The organism is Bradyrhizobium sp. 197 (assembly GCF_023073375.1).
GTDB lineage: Bacteria > Pseudomonadota > Alphaproteobacteria > Rhizobiales > Xanthobacteraceae > Bradyrhizobium.
In genome coordinates, this window is the sequence record NZ_JADPJJ010000010.1 from 40,528 (window position 1) to 55,515 (window position 14,988).

The 14,988-nt window shown below is 64.9% G+C and carries 13 protein-coding genes and 2 pseudogenes; 8 read left to right on the top strand and 7 right to left on the bottom strand.

All coding sequences use genetic code 11. The annotated features are described in order from the left end of the window. Positions 1 to 11: 11 nt before the first annotated feature. Complete coding sequence (locus IVB27_RS03930; protein ID WP_247339405.1) at positions 12 to 383, bottom strand: response regulator transcription factor; 372 nt, start codon at positions 381 to 383, stop codon at positions 12 to 14. Beyond that, entirely contained in the window at positions 380 to 1,246 is an 867-nt protein-coding gene (locus tag IVB27_RS03935) for a S1C family serine protease (RefSeq protein WP_247339408.1), read from the bottom strand. Before IVB27_RS03935 ends, IVB27_RS03930 begins: the two co-directional genes overlap by 4 nt. A gap of 183 nt (positions 1,247 to 1,429) precedes the next feature. Here IVB27_RS03935 and IVB27_RS03940 point away from each other — a divergent pair. The 3 genes and pseudogenes from IVB27_RS03940 to IVB27_RS03950 all read left to right on the top strand — a co-directional run. Beyond that, positions 1,430 to 1,640, top strand: a pseudogene (locus IVB27_RS03940) (VOC family protein); the annotation flags it as partial. Between the two features lie 94 nt (positions 1,641 to 1,734). Next, a complete protein-coding gene (locus tag IVB27_RS03945) occupies positions 1,735 to 2,610 on the top strand; it encodes a dihydrodipicolinate synthase family protein (RefSeq protein ID WP_247441557.1) in 876 nt (291 codons plus the stop codon). 115 nt (positions 2,611 to 2,725) lie between these two features. Next, positions 2,726 to 5,044: pseudogene (locus IVB27_RS03950) on the top strand (xanthine dehydrogenase family protein molybdopterin-binding subunit); the annotation flags it as partial. A gap of 114 nt (positions 5,045 to 5,158) precedes the next feature. On the opposite strand, the gene IVB27_RS03955 reads toward IVB27_RS03950, so the two are convergent. The 3 genes from IVB27_RS03955 to IVB27_RS03965 are packed head-to-tail and all read right to left on the bottom strand — an operon-like array spanning position 5,159 to position 8,379. Then, positions 5,159 to 6,355: an acyl-CoA dehydrogenase family protein gene (locus IVB27_RS03955; protein WP_247441561.1), complete on the bottom strand. Its 1,197-nt coding sequence runs from the start codon at positions 6,353 to 6,355 to the stop codon at positions 5,159 to 5,161. 15 nt (positions 6,356 to 6,370) lie between these two features. Further along, positions 6,371 to 7,519 carry an acyl-CoA dehydrogenase family protein gene (locus tag IVB27_RS03960; RefSeq protein ID WP_247441563.1) on the bottom strand — a complete coding sequence of 383 codons (1,149 nt, stop codon included), beginning with the start codon at positions 7,517 to 7,519 and terminating at the stop codon, positions 6,371 to 6,373. A gap of 5 nt (positions 7,520 to 7,524) precedes the next feature. Further along, the gene (locus IVB27_RS03965) at positions 7,525 to 8,379 is read right to left on the bottom strand and encodes an enoyl-CoA hydratase (RefSeq protein WP_247441566.1); all 855 of its coding nucleotides are present in this window, start codon (positions 8,377 to 8,379) and stop codon (positions 7,525 to 7,527) included. Between the two features lie 185 nt (positions 8,380 to 8,564). Between IVB27_RS03965 and IVB27_RS03970 the strand changes: the two genes are divergently transcribed. The 3 genes from IVB27_RS03970 (at position 8,565) to IVB27_RS03980 (ending at position 10,709) form a co-directional block, all read left to right on the top strand. Further along, positions 8,565 to 9,167: a LemA family protein gene (locus IVB27_RS03970; protein WP_247441568.1), complete on the top strand. Its 603-nt coding sequence runs from the start codon at positions 8,565 to 8,567 to the stop codon at positions 9,165 to 9,167. A gap of 138 nt (positions 9,168 to 9,305) precedes the next feature. Beyond that, positions 9,306 to 10,208 carry a TPM domain-containing protein gene (locus IVB27_RS03975; RefSeq protein ID WP_247441570.1) on the top strand — a complete coding sequence of 301 codons (903 nt, stop codon included), beginning with the start codon at positions 9,306 to 9,308 and terminating at the stop codon, positions 10,206 to 10,208. 3 nt (positions 10,209 to 10,211) lie between these two features. After that, on the top strand, positions 10,212 to 10,709 hold the full coding sequence (locus IVB27_RS03980) for a TPM domain-containing protein (protein WP_247441572.1): 498 nt from the start codon (positions 10,212 to 10,214) through the stop codon (positions 10,707 to 10,709). Positions 10,710 to 10,864: 155 nt separating this feature from the next. Here the strand turns inward: IVB27_RS03980 and IVB27_RS03985 are convergent, their stop codons facing one another. Further along, complete coding sequence (locus IVB27_RS03985; RefSeq protein ID WP_247348749.1) at positions 10,865 to 11,677, bottom strand: MBL fold metallo-hydrolase; 813 nt, start codon at positions 11,675 to 11,677, stop codon at positions 10,865 to 10,867. Next, positions 11,674 to 12,045, bottom strand: a complete 372-nt coding sequence (locus tag IVB27_RS03990; protein ID WP_247441574.1) for a Crp/Fnr family transcriptional regulator — start codon at positions 12,043 to 12,045, stop codon at positions 11,674 to 11,676. Before IVB27_RS03990 ends, IVB27_RS03985 begins: the two co-directional genes overlap by 4 nt. A gap of 289 nt (positions 12,046 to 12,334) precedes the next feature. Here IVB27_RS03990 and IVB27_RS03995 point away from each other — a divergent pair, with 289 nt between their 5' ends. Together IVB27_RS03995 and IVB27_RS04000 are read left to right on the top strand one after the other, a co-directional pair. Next, on the top strand, positions 12,335 to 13,318 hold the full coding sequence (locus tag IVB27_RS03995; RefSeq protein WP_247441665.1) for a hypothetical protein: 984 nt from the start codon (positions 12,335 to 12,337) through the stop codon (positions 13,316 to 13,318). 93 nt (positions 13,319 to 13,411) lie between these two features. Then, positions 13,412 to 14,962 (top strand): hypothetical protein, encoded by a 1,551-nt coding sequence (locus tag IVB27_RS04000; protein ID WP_247441576.1) that lies wholly within the window; start codon positions 13,412 to 13,414, stop codon positions 14,960 to 14,962. Positions 14,963 to 14,988 lie beyond the last annotated feature (26 nt).

Sequence of the window (14,988 nt, forward strand, 5' to 3'; positions counted from 1 at the left end):
GCCCGATCGTGTCAAAGCTCGATCACGCCGCGCCGTGCCGCATGCGCGACCGCATCGGTGCGGCCGGTGGCATCGAGCTTGTCGAGCAGCGAGCCGACATGGAACTTCACGGTGTGCACGGAGATGTTGAGCTGACGCGCGATCATCTTGTTGGAGCCACCTTCCGCCATCAGCGCCAGCACGTCGAGCTCGCGCTGCGTCAGCGCGATATCGTCGGGCATGATACGCGCATCGCGGGTGACAATCGTCGCCGTGGCCTTCTCGCCGGGTCCGGCGAGGCGAACCCCGGCGATATTGCCGAGCAGAGCCGCCAGGCGATCGGCGAGGGCGGGATCGTCGATCTCCAGGGACAGCACGATCTCGGGCGCGATGTCCTCGCTCACGCCTCGGGCCTCTCGCCGACCGTGACCTTGAAGCTGACCGGCTCGCCGCCGCGGCGCGCGGCCACGTCGACCACCGCTCCGACGCTCGCCGGACCCAGTGTCCGCGACAGCGCACGTACGCCTGACAGTTTCTGGTCGTTGACGGCGACGATGACGTCGCCCTGGCGGATGCCGGCCGCGGCCGAAGGTCCGGCCTTGTCGACGTTCATCACCATCGCGCCGACGCCGTCGTCGAGCCGGACCGGCTGGAGCCCGAGGCCGAGATATCCGCGCGCGATGCGGCCGCGCGCCTCTAATTGTGCTGCGACCCGCTCGATCGTCGCTGTCGGGATCACCAGCACACGCCTCGGGCCGAGCACGGCCATGCCGAAGGCGTCGCCCGATGCATCGAGCGCGAGGCCGCCCTGCTGGCTGGCGCGCAGGCGGACGTCGAGCTCGATCCGCGCGTCGATATCGCCGCCGCGCAGGCTGCGCCAGCTCGTGCCGGACAGCGATACCATCCCCAGCGCGGCGCTCGGCGTATCGCGGTTGGTGGCGATGACGACCGACAGCGCGCCGAGGGGCGGGACCGTTGTGGCCAGCTTGACCGGGGCAAGCGCAGTATCGGCGCGCAGCAGTGCGATATCCGTCGTATGGTCGCGGCCGGCAATCGTGGCGGCCGTGGCGCTGCCGTCGGGGAGGCCGATCTCGACTTCGCCCTCGTCGGCCAGCGCCTCGTCGGCGGTGACGATCAGGCCGGGTTTCCAGACGAAGCCGGTGGCGCGGGCGCGATGCGAACGCACGGCGACGACGGACGGCGCGGTGCGCGCCACCACATCCGCGAGTGCGGACGACAGTGAAGACAGCGGAGTGGGGTCGGTCATGGCAGGCTCCTGTAAGCTGCCCTAATCTGGGATGTCGCGGCGGATTGTGAAACTGGCCGGATGGCCAGGAAAGCTGATCTGGAAAGCTGGTCCGTAAGACCACGGCCGACGAATATGTGACTGGGAGCCGCTCACGCGAACGTGTTGCAATCGCGAAATTGCGCCGCCTCCACGATTTTCAGCGAGCCACGCAACGCCGCCGGCCTTTACCACACCGCATTGCTGATGCCGACACGCAAGGACCTCGCGCGCTGGCTGGTGCACGCCGCCTCGTATCGGGTGCCGATGTCGGGCTTCGCCGATCACCTCGTCAGCGAGTCGGTCTATCTCGACGACCCCCGAGGGTAACGGCATCGAGGTCTATGCCGACCGCGTGGAGGCCGTCGATCCCTGGGGCACACGGGCGCGGCTGATCAGGGTTTGATCGCCGGCGCGAGCGTTGGTAAGACCGGTCAGGCGTTAGCCAGTTTCCGGGATTCACACCTGCCATGTCCGACTTTCACGGCGTCTTTCCCTATCTCGTCTCGCCTGTCGATGCCGATGGCGCGGTGCGGACGAACGTGCTCAGCAGGCTCTGCGACGATCTGATCGGCGTCGGCGTGCACGGCCTGACGCCGCTGGGCTCGACCGGCGAGTTCGCCTATCTCGACGCCGTGCAGCGCACGGCGATCGTGCGGACCACGATCGAGGCGGCGAAGGGACGTGTGCCGGTCGTCGCGGGCGTCGCCTCCACCTCGACGGCGGACGCGGTGGCGCAGGCGAAAGCGTATCAGAAGCTCGGCGCCGACGGCATTCTGGCGATCCTGGAAGCGTATTTCCCGCTCGCCGATGCGCAGATCGAATCCTATTTCCGCGCCATCGCGGATGCCGTGGACATCCCCGTCGTCATCTACACCAATCCGCAATTCCAGCGCTCCGATCTGACCCTCGATATCATCGCGCGCCTCGCCGAGCATCCGCGCATCGGCTACATCAAGGACGCCTCGACCAATACCGGCCGGCTGCTCTCGATCATGAACCGCTGCGGCGATGCCTTGCGGGTGTTCTCGGCCTCCGCCCACATCCCGGCCGCGGTGATGCTGATCGGCGGGCTCGGCTGGATGGCGGGCCCTGCCTGCATCATCCCGCGCCAGAGCGTGGCGCTCTACGACCTCTGCAAGGCCGGCCGCTGGGACGAGGCGATGGCGCTCCAGCGCAGGCTGTGGCGCATCAATGAGGCTTTTGCCCGCTTCAATCTCGCCGCCTGCATCAAGGCCGGGTTGGCCATCCAGGGCTATGACGTCGGCGATCCCGTCCCGCCGCAGGCCGCTCTCACCGAAGATGCGCGCAAAGTCGTGGAAGCGGCGTTGCGGGAGCTGGGCTAGCCGCCATACCCGGCATGACGAAATCGTGGATATACCGCTCAAAACCGCGGCTGGCCTCGCATACCTCGATCCGCTAAAAGGCTGCCGCATTTGAGAGATTAAGGGACCCCACGGAATGAACATTCTTCCCGGCAATTTGCGTTTCGGAGCGGGGCAGCCCGTCAAGCGTTTGGAAGATCAGCGGCTTCTCACCGGGAAGGGGCAGTTCATCGACGACAAGCCGGAAGAGGGCGCGCTGTGGCTGTACCTGCTGCGCTCGCCGCACGCCCACGCGAAGATCGTCTCGATCGACACCGGCGCCGCCACTGCGATGCCCGGCGTGACCGCGGTCTATACCGGCGCCGACCTCGTCAAGGACGACGTCGGCGTCATCCCGACGCTGAGCATCTTCAAGCGCCCCGACGGCAAGCCGATGACGGTGCCGCCACGCCGCCTGCTGGCGCACGAAATCGTGCGCTACGCCGGCGAGGCCGTGGCCGCCGTGGTGGCCTCCTCGCGTGCTGACGCCCAGAACGCGGCCGAAGCGATCGTTGTCGAATATGACGTGCAGCCGGCGGTGGTCGATCCCGTCGAGGCGGTGAAGCCGGGCGCGCCCGTGGTGTGGGCGGAGGCACCCGACAACATCGTCGGCGCGATGGCTTACGGCGATGCCGCCAAGGTTGGCGAGGCTTTTGCCAAGGCGGCGCATACCGTCGAGCTCGATCTCGTCAGCCAGCGCCTTGTGCCGTCGGCCATGGAGCCGCGCTCGACCATCGCCGAGATCGACAAAAAGACCGGGCGGCTCCTCTTGCACGTGCAGTCGCAGACGCCCGCCTCGACCCGCGACGTGCTGGCCGAGGCCGTGCTGAAGCGTCCCAAGGACAGCGTGCGCGTGCTGGTCGGCGATATCGGCGGTGGCTTTGGCCAGAAGACCAATCTCTATCCGGAAGACGGCATCGTCGCCTATGCCGCGACCAAGCTGAACAAAAAAATCCGCTGGCGCGGCGACCGCACGGACGAATTCGTCGGTGGCACTCATGGCCGCGATCTGACCTCGACCGCTTCCTTCGCGCTCGACGAGAAGGGCAAGGTGCTGGCCTATCGCGTCAGCTCGATCGGCTGTACCGGCGCGTATTCCTCGGGCGCGGCCAACATCATTCCGCTGGTGCTGGGGCCGTTCGTTCAGACCGGCGTCTACGATTTGCCGCTGGTGCATTTCGAGGTGAAGTCGGTGATGACCCACACCGCGCCGGTCGGGGCCTATCGCGGCGCCGGCCGTCCCGAAGCGGTCTTCATCGTCGAGCGCCTGTTCGACGCTGCCGCGCGGAAAATCGGCATGGATCCGCGCGCGATCCGCAAGGCCAATTACATCAAGCCGGCGCAACTGCCCTACACCAATGCGGCGGGACAGGTTTACGATTCCGGCGCTTTCGCGCACATGCTCGACCGTGCCGTGAAGCTTGCGGACTGGGACGGCTTTGCCGCGCGCAAGAAGGCGGCGAGGAAGAAAGGCCTGCTCTACGGCCGCGGGCTCACCTCCTATATCGAATGGACCGGCGGCCGCGCTCATACCGAGAAGGTCAGTATGCATGCGACCGCGCAGGGCCGCGTCGTCCTGCATTCCGGCACCATGGCGATGGGGCAGGGGTTGCAGACCACCTACACCCAGATGATCTCCGACACGCTCGGCATTGCCATGGACAAGATCGACGTGGTCCAGGGCGACACTGATCTGGCAACAGGCTTTGGCAGCGTCGGCTCGCGTTCGCTGTTCGTCGGCGGCACGGCGGTTGCGGTCTCCTCCAACGATTTGATCCAGAAGGCGCGCGAGAAGGCGGCGAACGTGCTGGAGACCTCGGTCGAGGACATCGAATACCAGGGCGGCATGCTCACCGTGGTCGGCACCGACCGCCGCATCAGCCTGTTCGATATTGCCGAGAAGGAGAGCGGCGCAAAGCTCAGCGTCGATTCCGAAGGCGAGGTCGATGGTCCGAGCTGGCCGAACGGCACGCATATCTGCGAGGTCGAGATCGACCCGGAGACCGGCGTCTCCAAGGTCGTGCGCTACACTACGGTTGACGACGTCGGCGTCGCTGTGAACCCGATGCTGGTGACGGGGCAGATCCATGGCGGTGTCGCGCAGGGAATCGGCCAGGCACTGTACGAGGGCGTGTCCTATGATTCCGACGGCCAGCTTCTCACCGCGAGCTACCAGGACTATTGCATCCCGCGCGCCGACGACGTCCCGCCGATCGTGGTGACGCTCGACGATTCCGCGCCCTGCCGCACCAATCCGCTCGGCGCCAAGGGCTGCGGCGAATCCGGCGCCATCGGCGGCCCCCCTTGCGTCACCAACGGCGTGATGGATGCGCTCGCCGAGCTCGGCATCACCCAGCTCAACACGCCCCTGACGCCGCAGAAGATCTGGAAGGCGATCAGGGATGCGAAAGGTGGCGGGTTAATACCGTCATTGCGAGCGCAGCGAAGCAATCCAGAATCCCTCCGCGGAGGCAGCCTGGATTGCTTCGTCGCAACGGCTCCTCGCAATGACGGGTGAGAGGGGCGCGCGCTAAATCCCCAGCATCATCTTCGCAATAATATCGCGCTGGATCTCCGAGGTGCCGCCGAAGATCGTGTAGGCGCGGCCGTTGAGATATTCCGGCACCACCGTCAGCATCTCCTCCGGCATCGCCGGCTCGTGGTTGAGCCTGTAGAGCGGGCGCATCGGCTCGACCGCGAGCGCGTCGTGGCCGATCACATCGGCCCCCAGCCGGGTCACCGCCTGGCGGATCTCGCTGTTGCGCAGCTTGAGGATCGACGACACAGCGCCGGGATTCTGCCCGGTCTGCAGCGCCGACAGCACACGCAACTCCGTCATCTCCAGCGCGTCGATGTCGACCTCGACCTCCGAGATGCGCGTCGCGATGTCGGGACTGTCGATCGCGCGTCCCGTCAAATCCGACTCGGCAAGCTCCGCAATCGCCTTCAGCCCTTCGCGCAGCTTCGCCGACGCGATGCCGGAGCCGCGCTCGAATTCGAGCAGGTACTTGCCGTAGGTCCAGCCCTTGCCTTCCTCGCCGACGCGGTTGGCCACGGGAACGCGCACGTCGTCGAAGAACACCTGGTTGACTTCGTGGTCGCCGCCGATGGTGAGGATGGGGCGCGTCGTGATGCCCGGCGTATTCATGTCGATCAGGACAAAACTGATGCCGTCCTGCTGCCGCGGGCCGTCGCTGGTGCGCACCAGCGCGAACATGCGGTTGGCGTGATGGGCATGCGTGGTCCAGATTTTTGTGCCGTTGATGATGTAGTCGTCGCCGTCCCGCACCGCGCGCGTCTTCAGCGAGGAGAGGTCGGAACCGGAGCCCGGCTCGGAATAGCCCTGGCACCAATAGTCCTCGCCGGAGAGAATGCGCGGTAGGTAGAAGTTCTTCTGTTCAGGGCTGCCGAAACCGATGATGACGGGCCCGACCATCTTCACGCCCATCACGTTGACGTTCGGCACGCCGGCGCGCGCGCTTTCGGTCTCGAAGATCCAGCGCTGCGCCGGCGTCCAGTCCGGCCCGCCATGCTCGACCGGCCAGCCCGGCGCGCCCCAGCCTTGCTTGTGCAGCGTGCGCTGCCAGGCCATGCCGATATCGGGGTCGGAGAACACCGACGGTGTCAGCGCCGTCGCGCGTTTCATCTCCTCGGTGAGGTTTTTCGCAATGAAGCCGCGCACCTCGTCCTGGAAGGCGCGCTCCTCAGTGTTGAACGACAGGTCCATGATGCGCTCCTTGTGTCAGGCAGGCACGACGTTGCGGCCGAGCTGGGCGTGGCGGCCATAATGGTGAGCGCTGCCGCCGAACAGAGTGTCGAAGGCGACCAGCCGCTTGAAATAGGCGCCGACCTCGAGCTCCTCGGTGACACCCATGCCGCCGTGGAGCTGGATCGACTGCTCGCCGATAAAGCGCGCACATCTGCCGATCTTCGCCTTCGCGCCCGACGCGGCCCGCGCGCGCTCGACTGGGTTGGCATCGACCTTCAGCGCGGCGCGCAGCGCCATCGAGCGCGACTCGTCGACCTGCACCGCCATGTCGGCGAGGCGGTGGCGGATCACCTGGTTGGCCGAAAGGGGCCGGCCGAACTGCTTGCGGATTTTTGTGTACTCCAGCGTGGTCTCCAGGAGCACCTGCATGATGCCTACGGCCTCGGCGTCGAGCGCGGCCATGGCGCGATCGACGGCCCATTCGATTGCGGGGAGCGCGTCGTGTCCGTCACCGAGTAAGGCGGCTTGCGGCAGTTGCACGTCCGACAGTTCGATATTGCAGGCGCGCCCGCCGCCCAGGCGCTCATAGTCGCTGACGGCAACGCTCGGCGTCTTTGCCGGCACCAGGAACAGGCCGATGCGGCCGGAGGGGCCCTGATGATCATGGATATGCGCGGAGACGATGATCTCGCCGGCGGCGTGGCCGTCGAGCACCGCAACCTTGCTGCCGGAGAGTCGCCAGCCTTGCGCCGTCTTGTTGGCAATGGTCGCGACCTTGGCGAGATCGAACCGCGCCGCGCGCTCCGAATGCGCAAAGGCGAGTTTCAGCGATCCGTCGGCGACCTTCGGCAGGATTGCCTGCTTCTGCACCGTGCCGCCGCATCGCTCGACCAGTGCTGCGCCAAGCACCACCGTTGCGATATACGGCTCCGACACCAGCCCGCGGCCAAAGGCTTCCGTCAAAATGCCGATCTCGACCGCGCCGCCGCCGAGCCCGCCAAACTCTTCCGCGATCGGCAACGCCAGCCAGCCCAGCTCGGCGAATTGCTTCCACACCGCGGGGCTGAAGCCGAGCGGATCGTTCGCCATCTTGCGGCGGTGATCGGCATCATAGCTTCCGGCCACGAAGCGCTCCGCGCTCTCGCGCAGCAGACGTTGCTCGTCACTGAGATTGAGATCCATCCTGTCTACTCCGCGGCTGCCGGCGGCTTGCGCACGGAGGGATGCAGGCCGGATGGATCGACCACCATGCCGAATTCCTGAAGATTATGCGCGTGGCAGAGCTGATGCAGCGCAAAGGCCTGGTCGATCGCCGCCGGCTGGCCCATCACATCGACCGAGCGGTTCACGGCTTCCTTGGTCAGCTTCAGCGCAAAGGACGGTTTTGATGCGATTTTGCGCGCCAGCGACAGGACGGCGGATGAAAGCTCTGCGCGCGGCACGACCCGGTTGACCATCCCGAGTTGATGCGCCTCCTGTGCACTCCAGCTATCGGCGGTGAACAGAAACTCCTTGGCCTTGCGCGGGCCGAGCTCCCAGGGATGCACGAACCATTCGACGCCGCAGACGCCCATGGTGACCACGGGATCGCAGAACTGCGCATCGTCACTGGCGACGATGAGATCGCAGGCCCAGGCCAGCATCAGGCCGCCGGCGATGCACTTGCCGTGCACCTCCGCAATTGTCGGCTTGGCGAGATTGCGCCAGCGCCGCGTGATCTGGAGATAGATCTCCTGCTCGCGCGCGAAGCGGCCATGGGCGTTTCGTTCAGCGAAGCCGCCCCAATTTCCAATCGGCGGAAAATCGACACCCGCAACATTCTTGCCGCCGGGGCGCAGATCATGCCCTGAGGAGAAGTGCGGACCGTTGCCGGCGAGAATGATCACCTTGACCGCATCGTCCTGCACCGCCTCATCGAACGCGGCGTTCAGATCGTAGGTCATTTGCAGGTTCTGCGCGTTGCGCGCGTCGGGCCGGTTCATCACGATCCTCGAGATCGCCGGCTCCGGCCTCTCCACGAGGATGGTCTCGAACGAGGTCATCGCGTTCCCCCCGGCGTTTCCGTCTTGGTATTATTGTTCTCTTGAGTTGACTATTACAGCCGGGATTAAGCAAGAGGCTTGCGTAAATCGGCTGCTTTTCGCAAGCCTCAGCCTGGATGCAAGATGTCTGGCATCTCGCGCACGCAATCTGGTAGTTTGCGCCCGATTCCACCGGGAGAAATTTGATGCGCAAGATCCTGACCGTGCTGGCGGCGCTGGCCTCGCTGAGCCTCACCAATTGCGGCTACAACGCCATCCAGAGCGAGGACGAGCAGATCAAGGCCAACTGGTCCGAAGTCGTGAACCAGTATCAGCGCCGCGCCGATCTGGTGCCCAACCTCGTCAACTCGGTGAAGGGTTTTGCGCAGCAGGAGAAGGACGTGCTGCTCGGCGTCACCAATGCCCGCGCCAAGGTCGGCAGCATCCAGGCGACGCCCGAGGTACTGAACGATCCCGCCGCATTCCAGAAATTTCAGGCCGCCCAGGGCGAGCTCTCCGGCGCGCTGTCGCGACTGCTCGTGGTCACCGAAAACTACCCGCAGCTCAAGTCGGATGCGCTGTTCAAGGATTTGATGTCGCAGCTCGAAGGCACCGAGAACCGCATCACGGTGGCGCGCAATCGCTACATCAAGGCGGTGCAGGATTATAACGTCACCATCCGCTCATTCCCGAACAACCTCACTGCGATGATGTTCAGCTACAAGGAGAAGCCGAACTTCTCGGTCGCAAACGAGAAGGAAATCTCGACCGCACCGAAGGTCGATTTCAATCCGGCGCCCTCGAAGTAAGTGCGTTCGATTTCGCGCATGCGCCCAACCCCGACCACAGCCGTCATTCCCCGCGAAGGCGGGGAATCCAGTACGCCGCGGCTCCTCGGTTCAAGCGCTGCTGCTTCTGGAATACTGGATCGCCCGCCTTCGCGGGCGATGACAGCGATATTGTGGCGTGCCGCTTCGGGCTTCTCATTGTTCGTCTTCGCACTGCTCTTCGCCTTTGCTTTCCCGGCCTCAGCCGATGTCGCCGTGCCGCAACTGACCGGCCGCGTGGTCGATCAGACCGGCACGCTCTCCAGCGCCGACATCGCCGCGCTGTCGCAAAAGCTGCGGGACTTCGAGACGCGCAAGGGCAGCCAGCTCGTCGTCCTGATCGTGCCGACGACGGAGCCGGAGACGATCGAGCAGTTCGCGATCCGCGTTGCGGAGGCCTGGAAGATCGGGCGCAAGAAGGTCGACGACGGCGCGATCCTGGTGGTCGCCAAGGGCGACCGGCATTTGCGCATCGAGGTCGGTTACGGCCTCGAGGGCGCGCTCACTGACGTCACCTCGCGCCGCATCATTGACGAAGACATCACGCCGAAATTCAGGAGTGGCGATTTCGCCGGCGGCATCGCGGCGGGCGTCGATCGCGTGATCCGCGTCATCGACGGCGAGCCGCTGCCGACGCCCTCGCGCAGCGTGAATTTCGGCAACTGGAACGACATCGAGCCGCTTTTCTTCTTCCTGCTGTTCGGCCCGCTGGTCATCGGCGGCATCCTGCGCTCCATGTTCGGGCGGCTATTCGGTTCGGGGATAACTGGAGCGATCGTTGGTGTCCTCGCCTGGTTCGTGATCGGCTCTGCGGTCATCGGGTTGGGCGTCGGTGTGCTTGGCGCTATCCTGACGTTTATCGCCGATCTGTTTGGGGCGGGATCGGGCACGGGGTCCTCGCGCGGCCGCTCCTGGTCGAGCGGCTCGTCATCCGGCGGCTGGAGCAGCGGATCGTCGTCGAGCGGCGGCTTCAGCGGCGGTGGCGGCAATTTTGGCGGCGGCGGCGCCTCGGGGAGCTGGTAGGTCATGAGCATCAAGCGCATCACCCGGCATCTGCTCCAGCACCATTGGCGTGGAAAGCTGGTGTTTTCCAAGGGCGTGCTCGACCGCATCGAGCAGGCGATCAAGCGCGGCGAAGCCATGCATTCCGGCCAGGTCCGGTTCGTCGTCGAAGGCGCGCTCGACGGCGGGCCGCTGTTTCGCAATCAGCCGGCGCGCGAGCGCGCGCTCAACGTGTTCTCGCATTTGCGCATCTGGGACACTGCGCACAACAACGGGGTCCTGATCTATCTCCTGCTCGCCGACCGCGATGTCGAGATCGTCGCCGATCGCGGCATCGACGCGAAGGTTGATGTGAAGCGCTGGGAACAGATCTGCCGCGCGATGGAAGCCGAGTTCAGGTCGGGGCATTTCGAACGCGGCGTGATCGGCGGCATCGAGGCCGTGTCGCAGGAGCTGGCGCGGCATTTCCCGCCGCAGGGACCGCATCGCAACGAGCTGCCGGACGCGCCGGTGGTGATGTAGCCCCGGCTGATAGCCCACACTCCGTCATTGCGAGCGCAGCGAAGCAATCCAGACTGTCTCCGCAGTGGGACTCTGGATTGCTTCGCTGCGCTCGCAATGACGACGTTGAAGCGCCGTGTTTCTTTGCAAAGAGGCACACGCAGCCGAAAGCCCACCTAATCATCCAGCTTGTTCAAATCGCGCACCGACTGCATGATCGGCTCGAAGTTCGAGCGCGCATCCAGTGCGTCGAACAATTGTGCGGTGTCCTCCAGTAAGCCGTGTGACCTCGCAATCGCAATGCGGACGTCCTCCTGTGGCGTGTCCGACAGCCGCCCGTGTCCCGACAGCAATATCTTCGAATTCAGCCCCTTGAGCCGCTCCAGTGACTGGATGTAGTCGGCGATGCTGCCCGAGCCGAACACGCCGCCCATCACGCCGCCGGGCATGAGCGTATCGGCGGCAAACAGCAGGCCTTTGTCCTGGTCGTACAGCGTGATGCAGGCCGAGGTGTGCCCCGGCGTGTGCATCACGTTGAGACGGAAATTGCCGAGGTCGATCAGATTGCCTTCCTCTAGCCAGATGTCGATATTGATCGGCACGTTCGGCTCGTTGAACATCTTCCGCAGCATCGAGAAGTCGTCGCGCAGCATGATCTTGTTGGCGGCAAGCCGATGGGCGGCGACAAAAGTGCGGCGCTCGTTGAAGTGCCAGGCGGCACCGATGTGGTCGAGATGCTCATGGCTCAGCACCACCATGTCGATCTTCTCCGGCGGGCAGCCGGCGAAGTTGAGACATTCCACCATCGCAGGATAATTCGACGACAGCCCGACATCGATCAGGATGGTGCGCGCCGAGCCGCGAACGAGATAGACGTTGGCGGCGCGGTTGGAGAAGCGAATTTGATAGACGTCGTCCGCCGCCTGGATCAGCGAGCAGATGTCGTTCTTCATCAGGATTGGAAACGAAGTGGGCTTGCGCTCGCTCATGACTGCGCTGCCCGGTAGGTGACATCATTGGACGCGCGCAGGCGTTTGGAGAGTGCATCCATCACCATCAGCGCAAAGGCCGGTTGCTGGCTGACGAGATAGACGAAGCGGGCGTGATTGATTCTCATCACTTTCGTGCTCGGCGCTGCCGCGATCGCGGTCGCCGAGCGCGCCGAGCCGTCGATCACGGCCATCTCGCCAAAGAATTCGCCCCTGCCGAGCTTGACGATGGTGGTCTTGCTGACGCCGCTCAGCTTGGCGATCTCGACTTCGCCGTCGAGCACGACGAACAGCTCCCGGCCGGTCGAGCCCTCCTCGAAGATGATGTCATCGACGCCAAACTCGTTGATGCACTTCTCGATCGCCATGACACCCCCAAGGGCCTTCTGCAGCCGTTCTGGCTGACAGGACAGTCATGTTAGCCGGGTAACAGGGGCGGGCAAACAGCCCGTTCGAAGAGAGCGTGGCCTGCCGCAGGGCAGCATCCGCTGACGATTTGTTGCACGCCGCCACACCGGTTCCACTTTGCCGGCCAAATTCGGCCCCGGATGAGTTCCTAAAATTTTGGTAAGCGGGTCCGCAGGTAAGGAATTCGCAAGCAATGAAAGTTACCAAAAAGTCAACCGAGACTGGAGTATTTGAGCCGTGAGCGAACCAATGCCCGAGCAGGCCGTCCAGGATACTGGCGCCGTTGAAGCCGCAGCGACCGTGCCGCAGGCCGTCGCGGCTGCTGCCGGTATCGAGGCCCCCTCGATCGCCCCCGACCACGAGACGCCGCCCAAGCCTGATCCAGTGAAGCCTGATCCGGTCAGAGTCGAGCCGCCAAAAATCGAGGCATCGAGGCTCGATGTGCCGAAGCTCGAACCCAAGGCAGAGACCAAGCCCGAGCCAAAGCCCGGCAAGCTCATCGTCATGGCGCCCGCGGAGCGGTCCTGGGACCGCGAAGAATTTGCCCCGCATGTGAAGGCCGACGAGCCGCGCGAGGCCGGCGGCAAGCGCCGCCTGTCGGCTATGGCAGCTGTGGTGGCGATCGCGGCCAGCGTCGGCGCGATCAGCGGCGCGCTCGCGACCGCCGGCATGATGCACTTCGCAAGCCCCGCGCCGGCGCAGGTCGCCGACATCAGCGCGCTGGAATCCTCGGTCGCCCGGATCGACGCCGATGTCGTCGCGCTCAAGGCGAATGTCGAGCACACCTCCAAGACCGGTCTGGGTCAGTTCAACCGGACCAACGACCGCCTCGACAAGCTCGAGAAAGCGCAGGCCGAGCCGATGGCCAAAATCGCAAAGCTGTCCGAGTCGGTCGACAAGCTCCGTGCCACCCCGCCCGCGGCGCCCACCCAGGCCGCGGCCGCCGTGCCCGCCAGGGAGACCACCGGCTCGATCGCGCCGAACCAGGTTGCGACCGCCGCAGCCGCGCCGGCTCCTGCCGCACCCAAGACCGAGATCGGCCGGCTGCCGACGGTTGAGGGCTGGGTGCTGCGCGACGTCTCCAACGGCGGCGCGCTGGTCGAGGGCCGCAATGGCCTCTACGAGGTCTATGCCGGTGACCCCATCCCCGGGGTCGGCCGCGTCGATGCGATCCGCCGCCAGGACGGCCGCTGGGTGGTCGTCACCAGCAAGGGGCTGATCGTCGCGCGCTGAGCGACTGATATCCGACTTCCGAAGAGGCGCTTCACCACGATGTGAAGCGCCTTTTTGCTTGAATAGCCGTCCCCGCGCGGTGTTACCTAAGGCATGAACCGCGCGTTGCGAATTCTCGTTGCTGCCGTCGTATTTTTTGGCGGCGTTGTTTCGCTTTTGGCGGCAGAGACCGCGTCACTCACGCGCGGCACGGCGATCACCGATCCCGATCTCCTGCGCAAGCTCGACCAGCACGATGCACTCACGATCTCGCGCCTGCTGTGGCCGGAGCGGAACGCGAACTTTCCGCTGACGACCGATCTGATGTTTTCGTGGTTATCGCAGCTCAAGGAAATTCCCCCAGCAATCGACGCGGAACTCGACCGCTACGTGGCCCGGCAAAAGGCGGCCTATCCGACCGAGACCATCGGCGTCGGCGAAGGCTTTGACGTGCAATTGTTCGATCGGGCCAATCTGAAATCCCGCGATACCCGGTTCGTGCTGGCCGGCATCGTCAACCGCATGGACCGAGCCTACGTCGCGGAAGACTCGTGCGGCGAGATCAGGCTGATCTACCGTCTTGTGCGTTTCGAGACCAAACCGGACGGCACTAGGGCAGCAACGCGGCTGCCGATGACGCTCAATCTGGTGATGAAGGCGCGCGATGCGCGCCAGACGGACGAGAGCGGCAAGCCGGTCACCTGCGCCGAGGTCGCGCGACGCTGGCTCGACAATGGCGACTGGCAGGGGCTGATCGGTGGCAGCTTCTATCCTGACGATGCGATGCTCGACCGCATCGAGACCAACATTCAGATCTCGGTTGCGGCGAAATCGGCGCTGCATGATTTCCGCTCCGACTATCTGCTCAAGGTGTTCAAATACGACGCGACCACAAAGCGGTTCGAGGAATCGACGCTGGAGAACCAGATCGACCGTGACCGCATCCTCGCCGACCACGATCTCCGGCGCGACCTCCGGGATTGGCTGCTCGCGCCCGATCATCTTCGCGACTTCGACCGCGGCACGGTGCTGATCCCCGAAAAATTCCTGGCCAAGGCTGCGGTGGTGCCGACGCCCACCGGCCTCGATGCTTCCTCGTTGCAGCCGGAGTTCGGCATGATGCAAGGGGAGGGCAAGGAAGAGGGCAAAGGCGAGCCTGTTTTCACCGACAATGACGTGGTCGGTGCGCTGAAGCAGGCGGCTGCGCGCGGCATCGACTTGCAGAACGTCCGCTCGGTCGCAGGCTTCCAGCGCCGCCTCAACGACGTCACCTGTGCCGGTTGCCACCAGACCCGCGGCATCGGCGGCTTCCATTTCCCAGGCGTCGATTGGCTTGCGGACAAGCCGTCCAACTCCGTCATCGTGCCGGCCTCGCCGCATTTTCTCGGCGACCAGGTGCGCCGCCGCGACATCCTGACCGCGTTTGCCGCGGGCAAACGTCCTGATTTCTCACGTGGATTTGCCAGCCGGCCGCAAACCCGGGGCAATAGCGAGTTGGCCGGGACCGAGTATCAGGACGGCTGGGGCGCGCATTGTTCCCTGGAAAATGCGGGATCGGGATCGGCCGACAGGAGTTTTTCGTCATGGAGCTGTGCTAAAGGTTTGACCTGTCAGGCTGCCGCGGCCTCGCGCCGCATCGGCATGTGTTTCATCAAGACGCGTTAGCGCTATCTCCAGCCGGTTTGGATGAC

Excerpts from the sequence above, each read along its gene's own strand:
- IVB27_RS03935 (WP_247339408.1), bottom strand. The coding sequence starts at position 1,246 with ATGACCGACCCCACTCCGCTGTCTTCACTGTCGTCCGCACTCGCGGAT.
- IVB27_RS03945 (WP_247441557.1), top strand. The coding sequence starts at position 1,735 with ATGTCCGACTTTCACGGCGTCTTTCCCTATCTCGTCTCGCCTGTCGAT.
- IVB27_RS03955 (WP_247441561.1), bottom strand. The coding sequence starts at position 6,355 with ATGGACCTGTCGTTCAACACTGAGGAGCGCGCCTTCCAGGACGAGGTG.
- IVB27_RS03960 (WP_247441563.1), bottom strand. The coding sequence starts at position 7,519 with ATGGATCTCAATCTCAGTGACGAGCAACGTCTGCTGCGCGAGAGCGCG.
- IVB27_RS03965 (WP_247441566.1), bottom strand. The coding sequence starts at position 8,379 with ATGACCTCGTTCGAGACCATCCTCGTGGAGAGGCCGGAGCCGGCGATC.
- IVB27_RS03970 (WP_247441568.1), top strand. The coding sequence starts at position 8,565 with ATGCGCAAGATCCTGACCGTGCTGGCGGCGCTGGCCTCGCTGAGCCTC.
- IVB27_RS03975 (WP_247441570.1), top strand. The coding sequence starts at position 9,306 with ATGACAGCGATATTGTGGCGTGCCGCTTCGGGCTTCTCATTGTTCGTC.
- IVB27_RS03980 (WP_247441572.1), top strand. The coding sequence starts at position 10,212 with ATGAGCATCAAGCGCATCACCCGGCATCTGCTCCAGCACCATTGGCGT.
- IVB27_RS03985 (WP_247348749.1), bottom strand. The coding sequence starts at position 11,677 with ATGAGCGAGCGCAAGCCCACTTCGTTTCCAATCCTGATGAAGAACGAC.
- IVB27_RS03990 (WP_247441574.1), bottom strand. The coding sequence starts at position 12,045 with ATGGCGATCGAGAAGTGCATCAACGAGTTTGGCGTCGATGACATCATC.
- IVB27_RS03995 (WP_247441665.1), top strand. The coding sequence starts at position 12,335 with ATGCCCGAGCAGGCCGTCCAGGATACTGGCGCCGTTGAAGCCGCAGCG.
- IVB27_RS04000 (WP_247441576.1), top strand. The coding sequence starts at position 13,412 with ATGAACCGCGCGTTGCGAATTCTCGTTGCTGCCGTCGTATTTTTTGGC.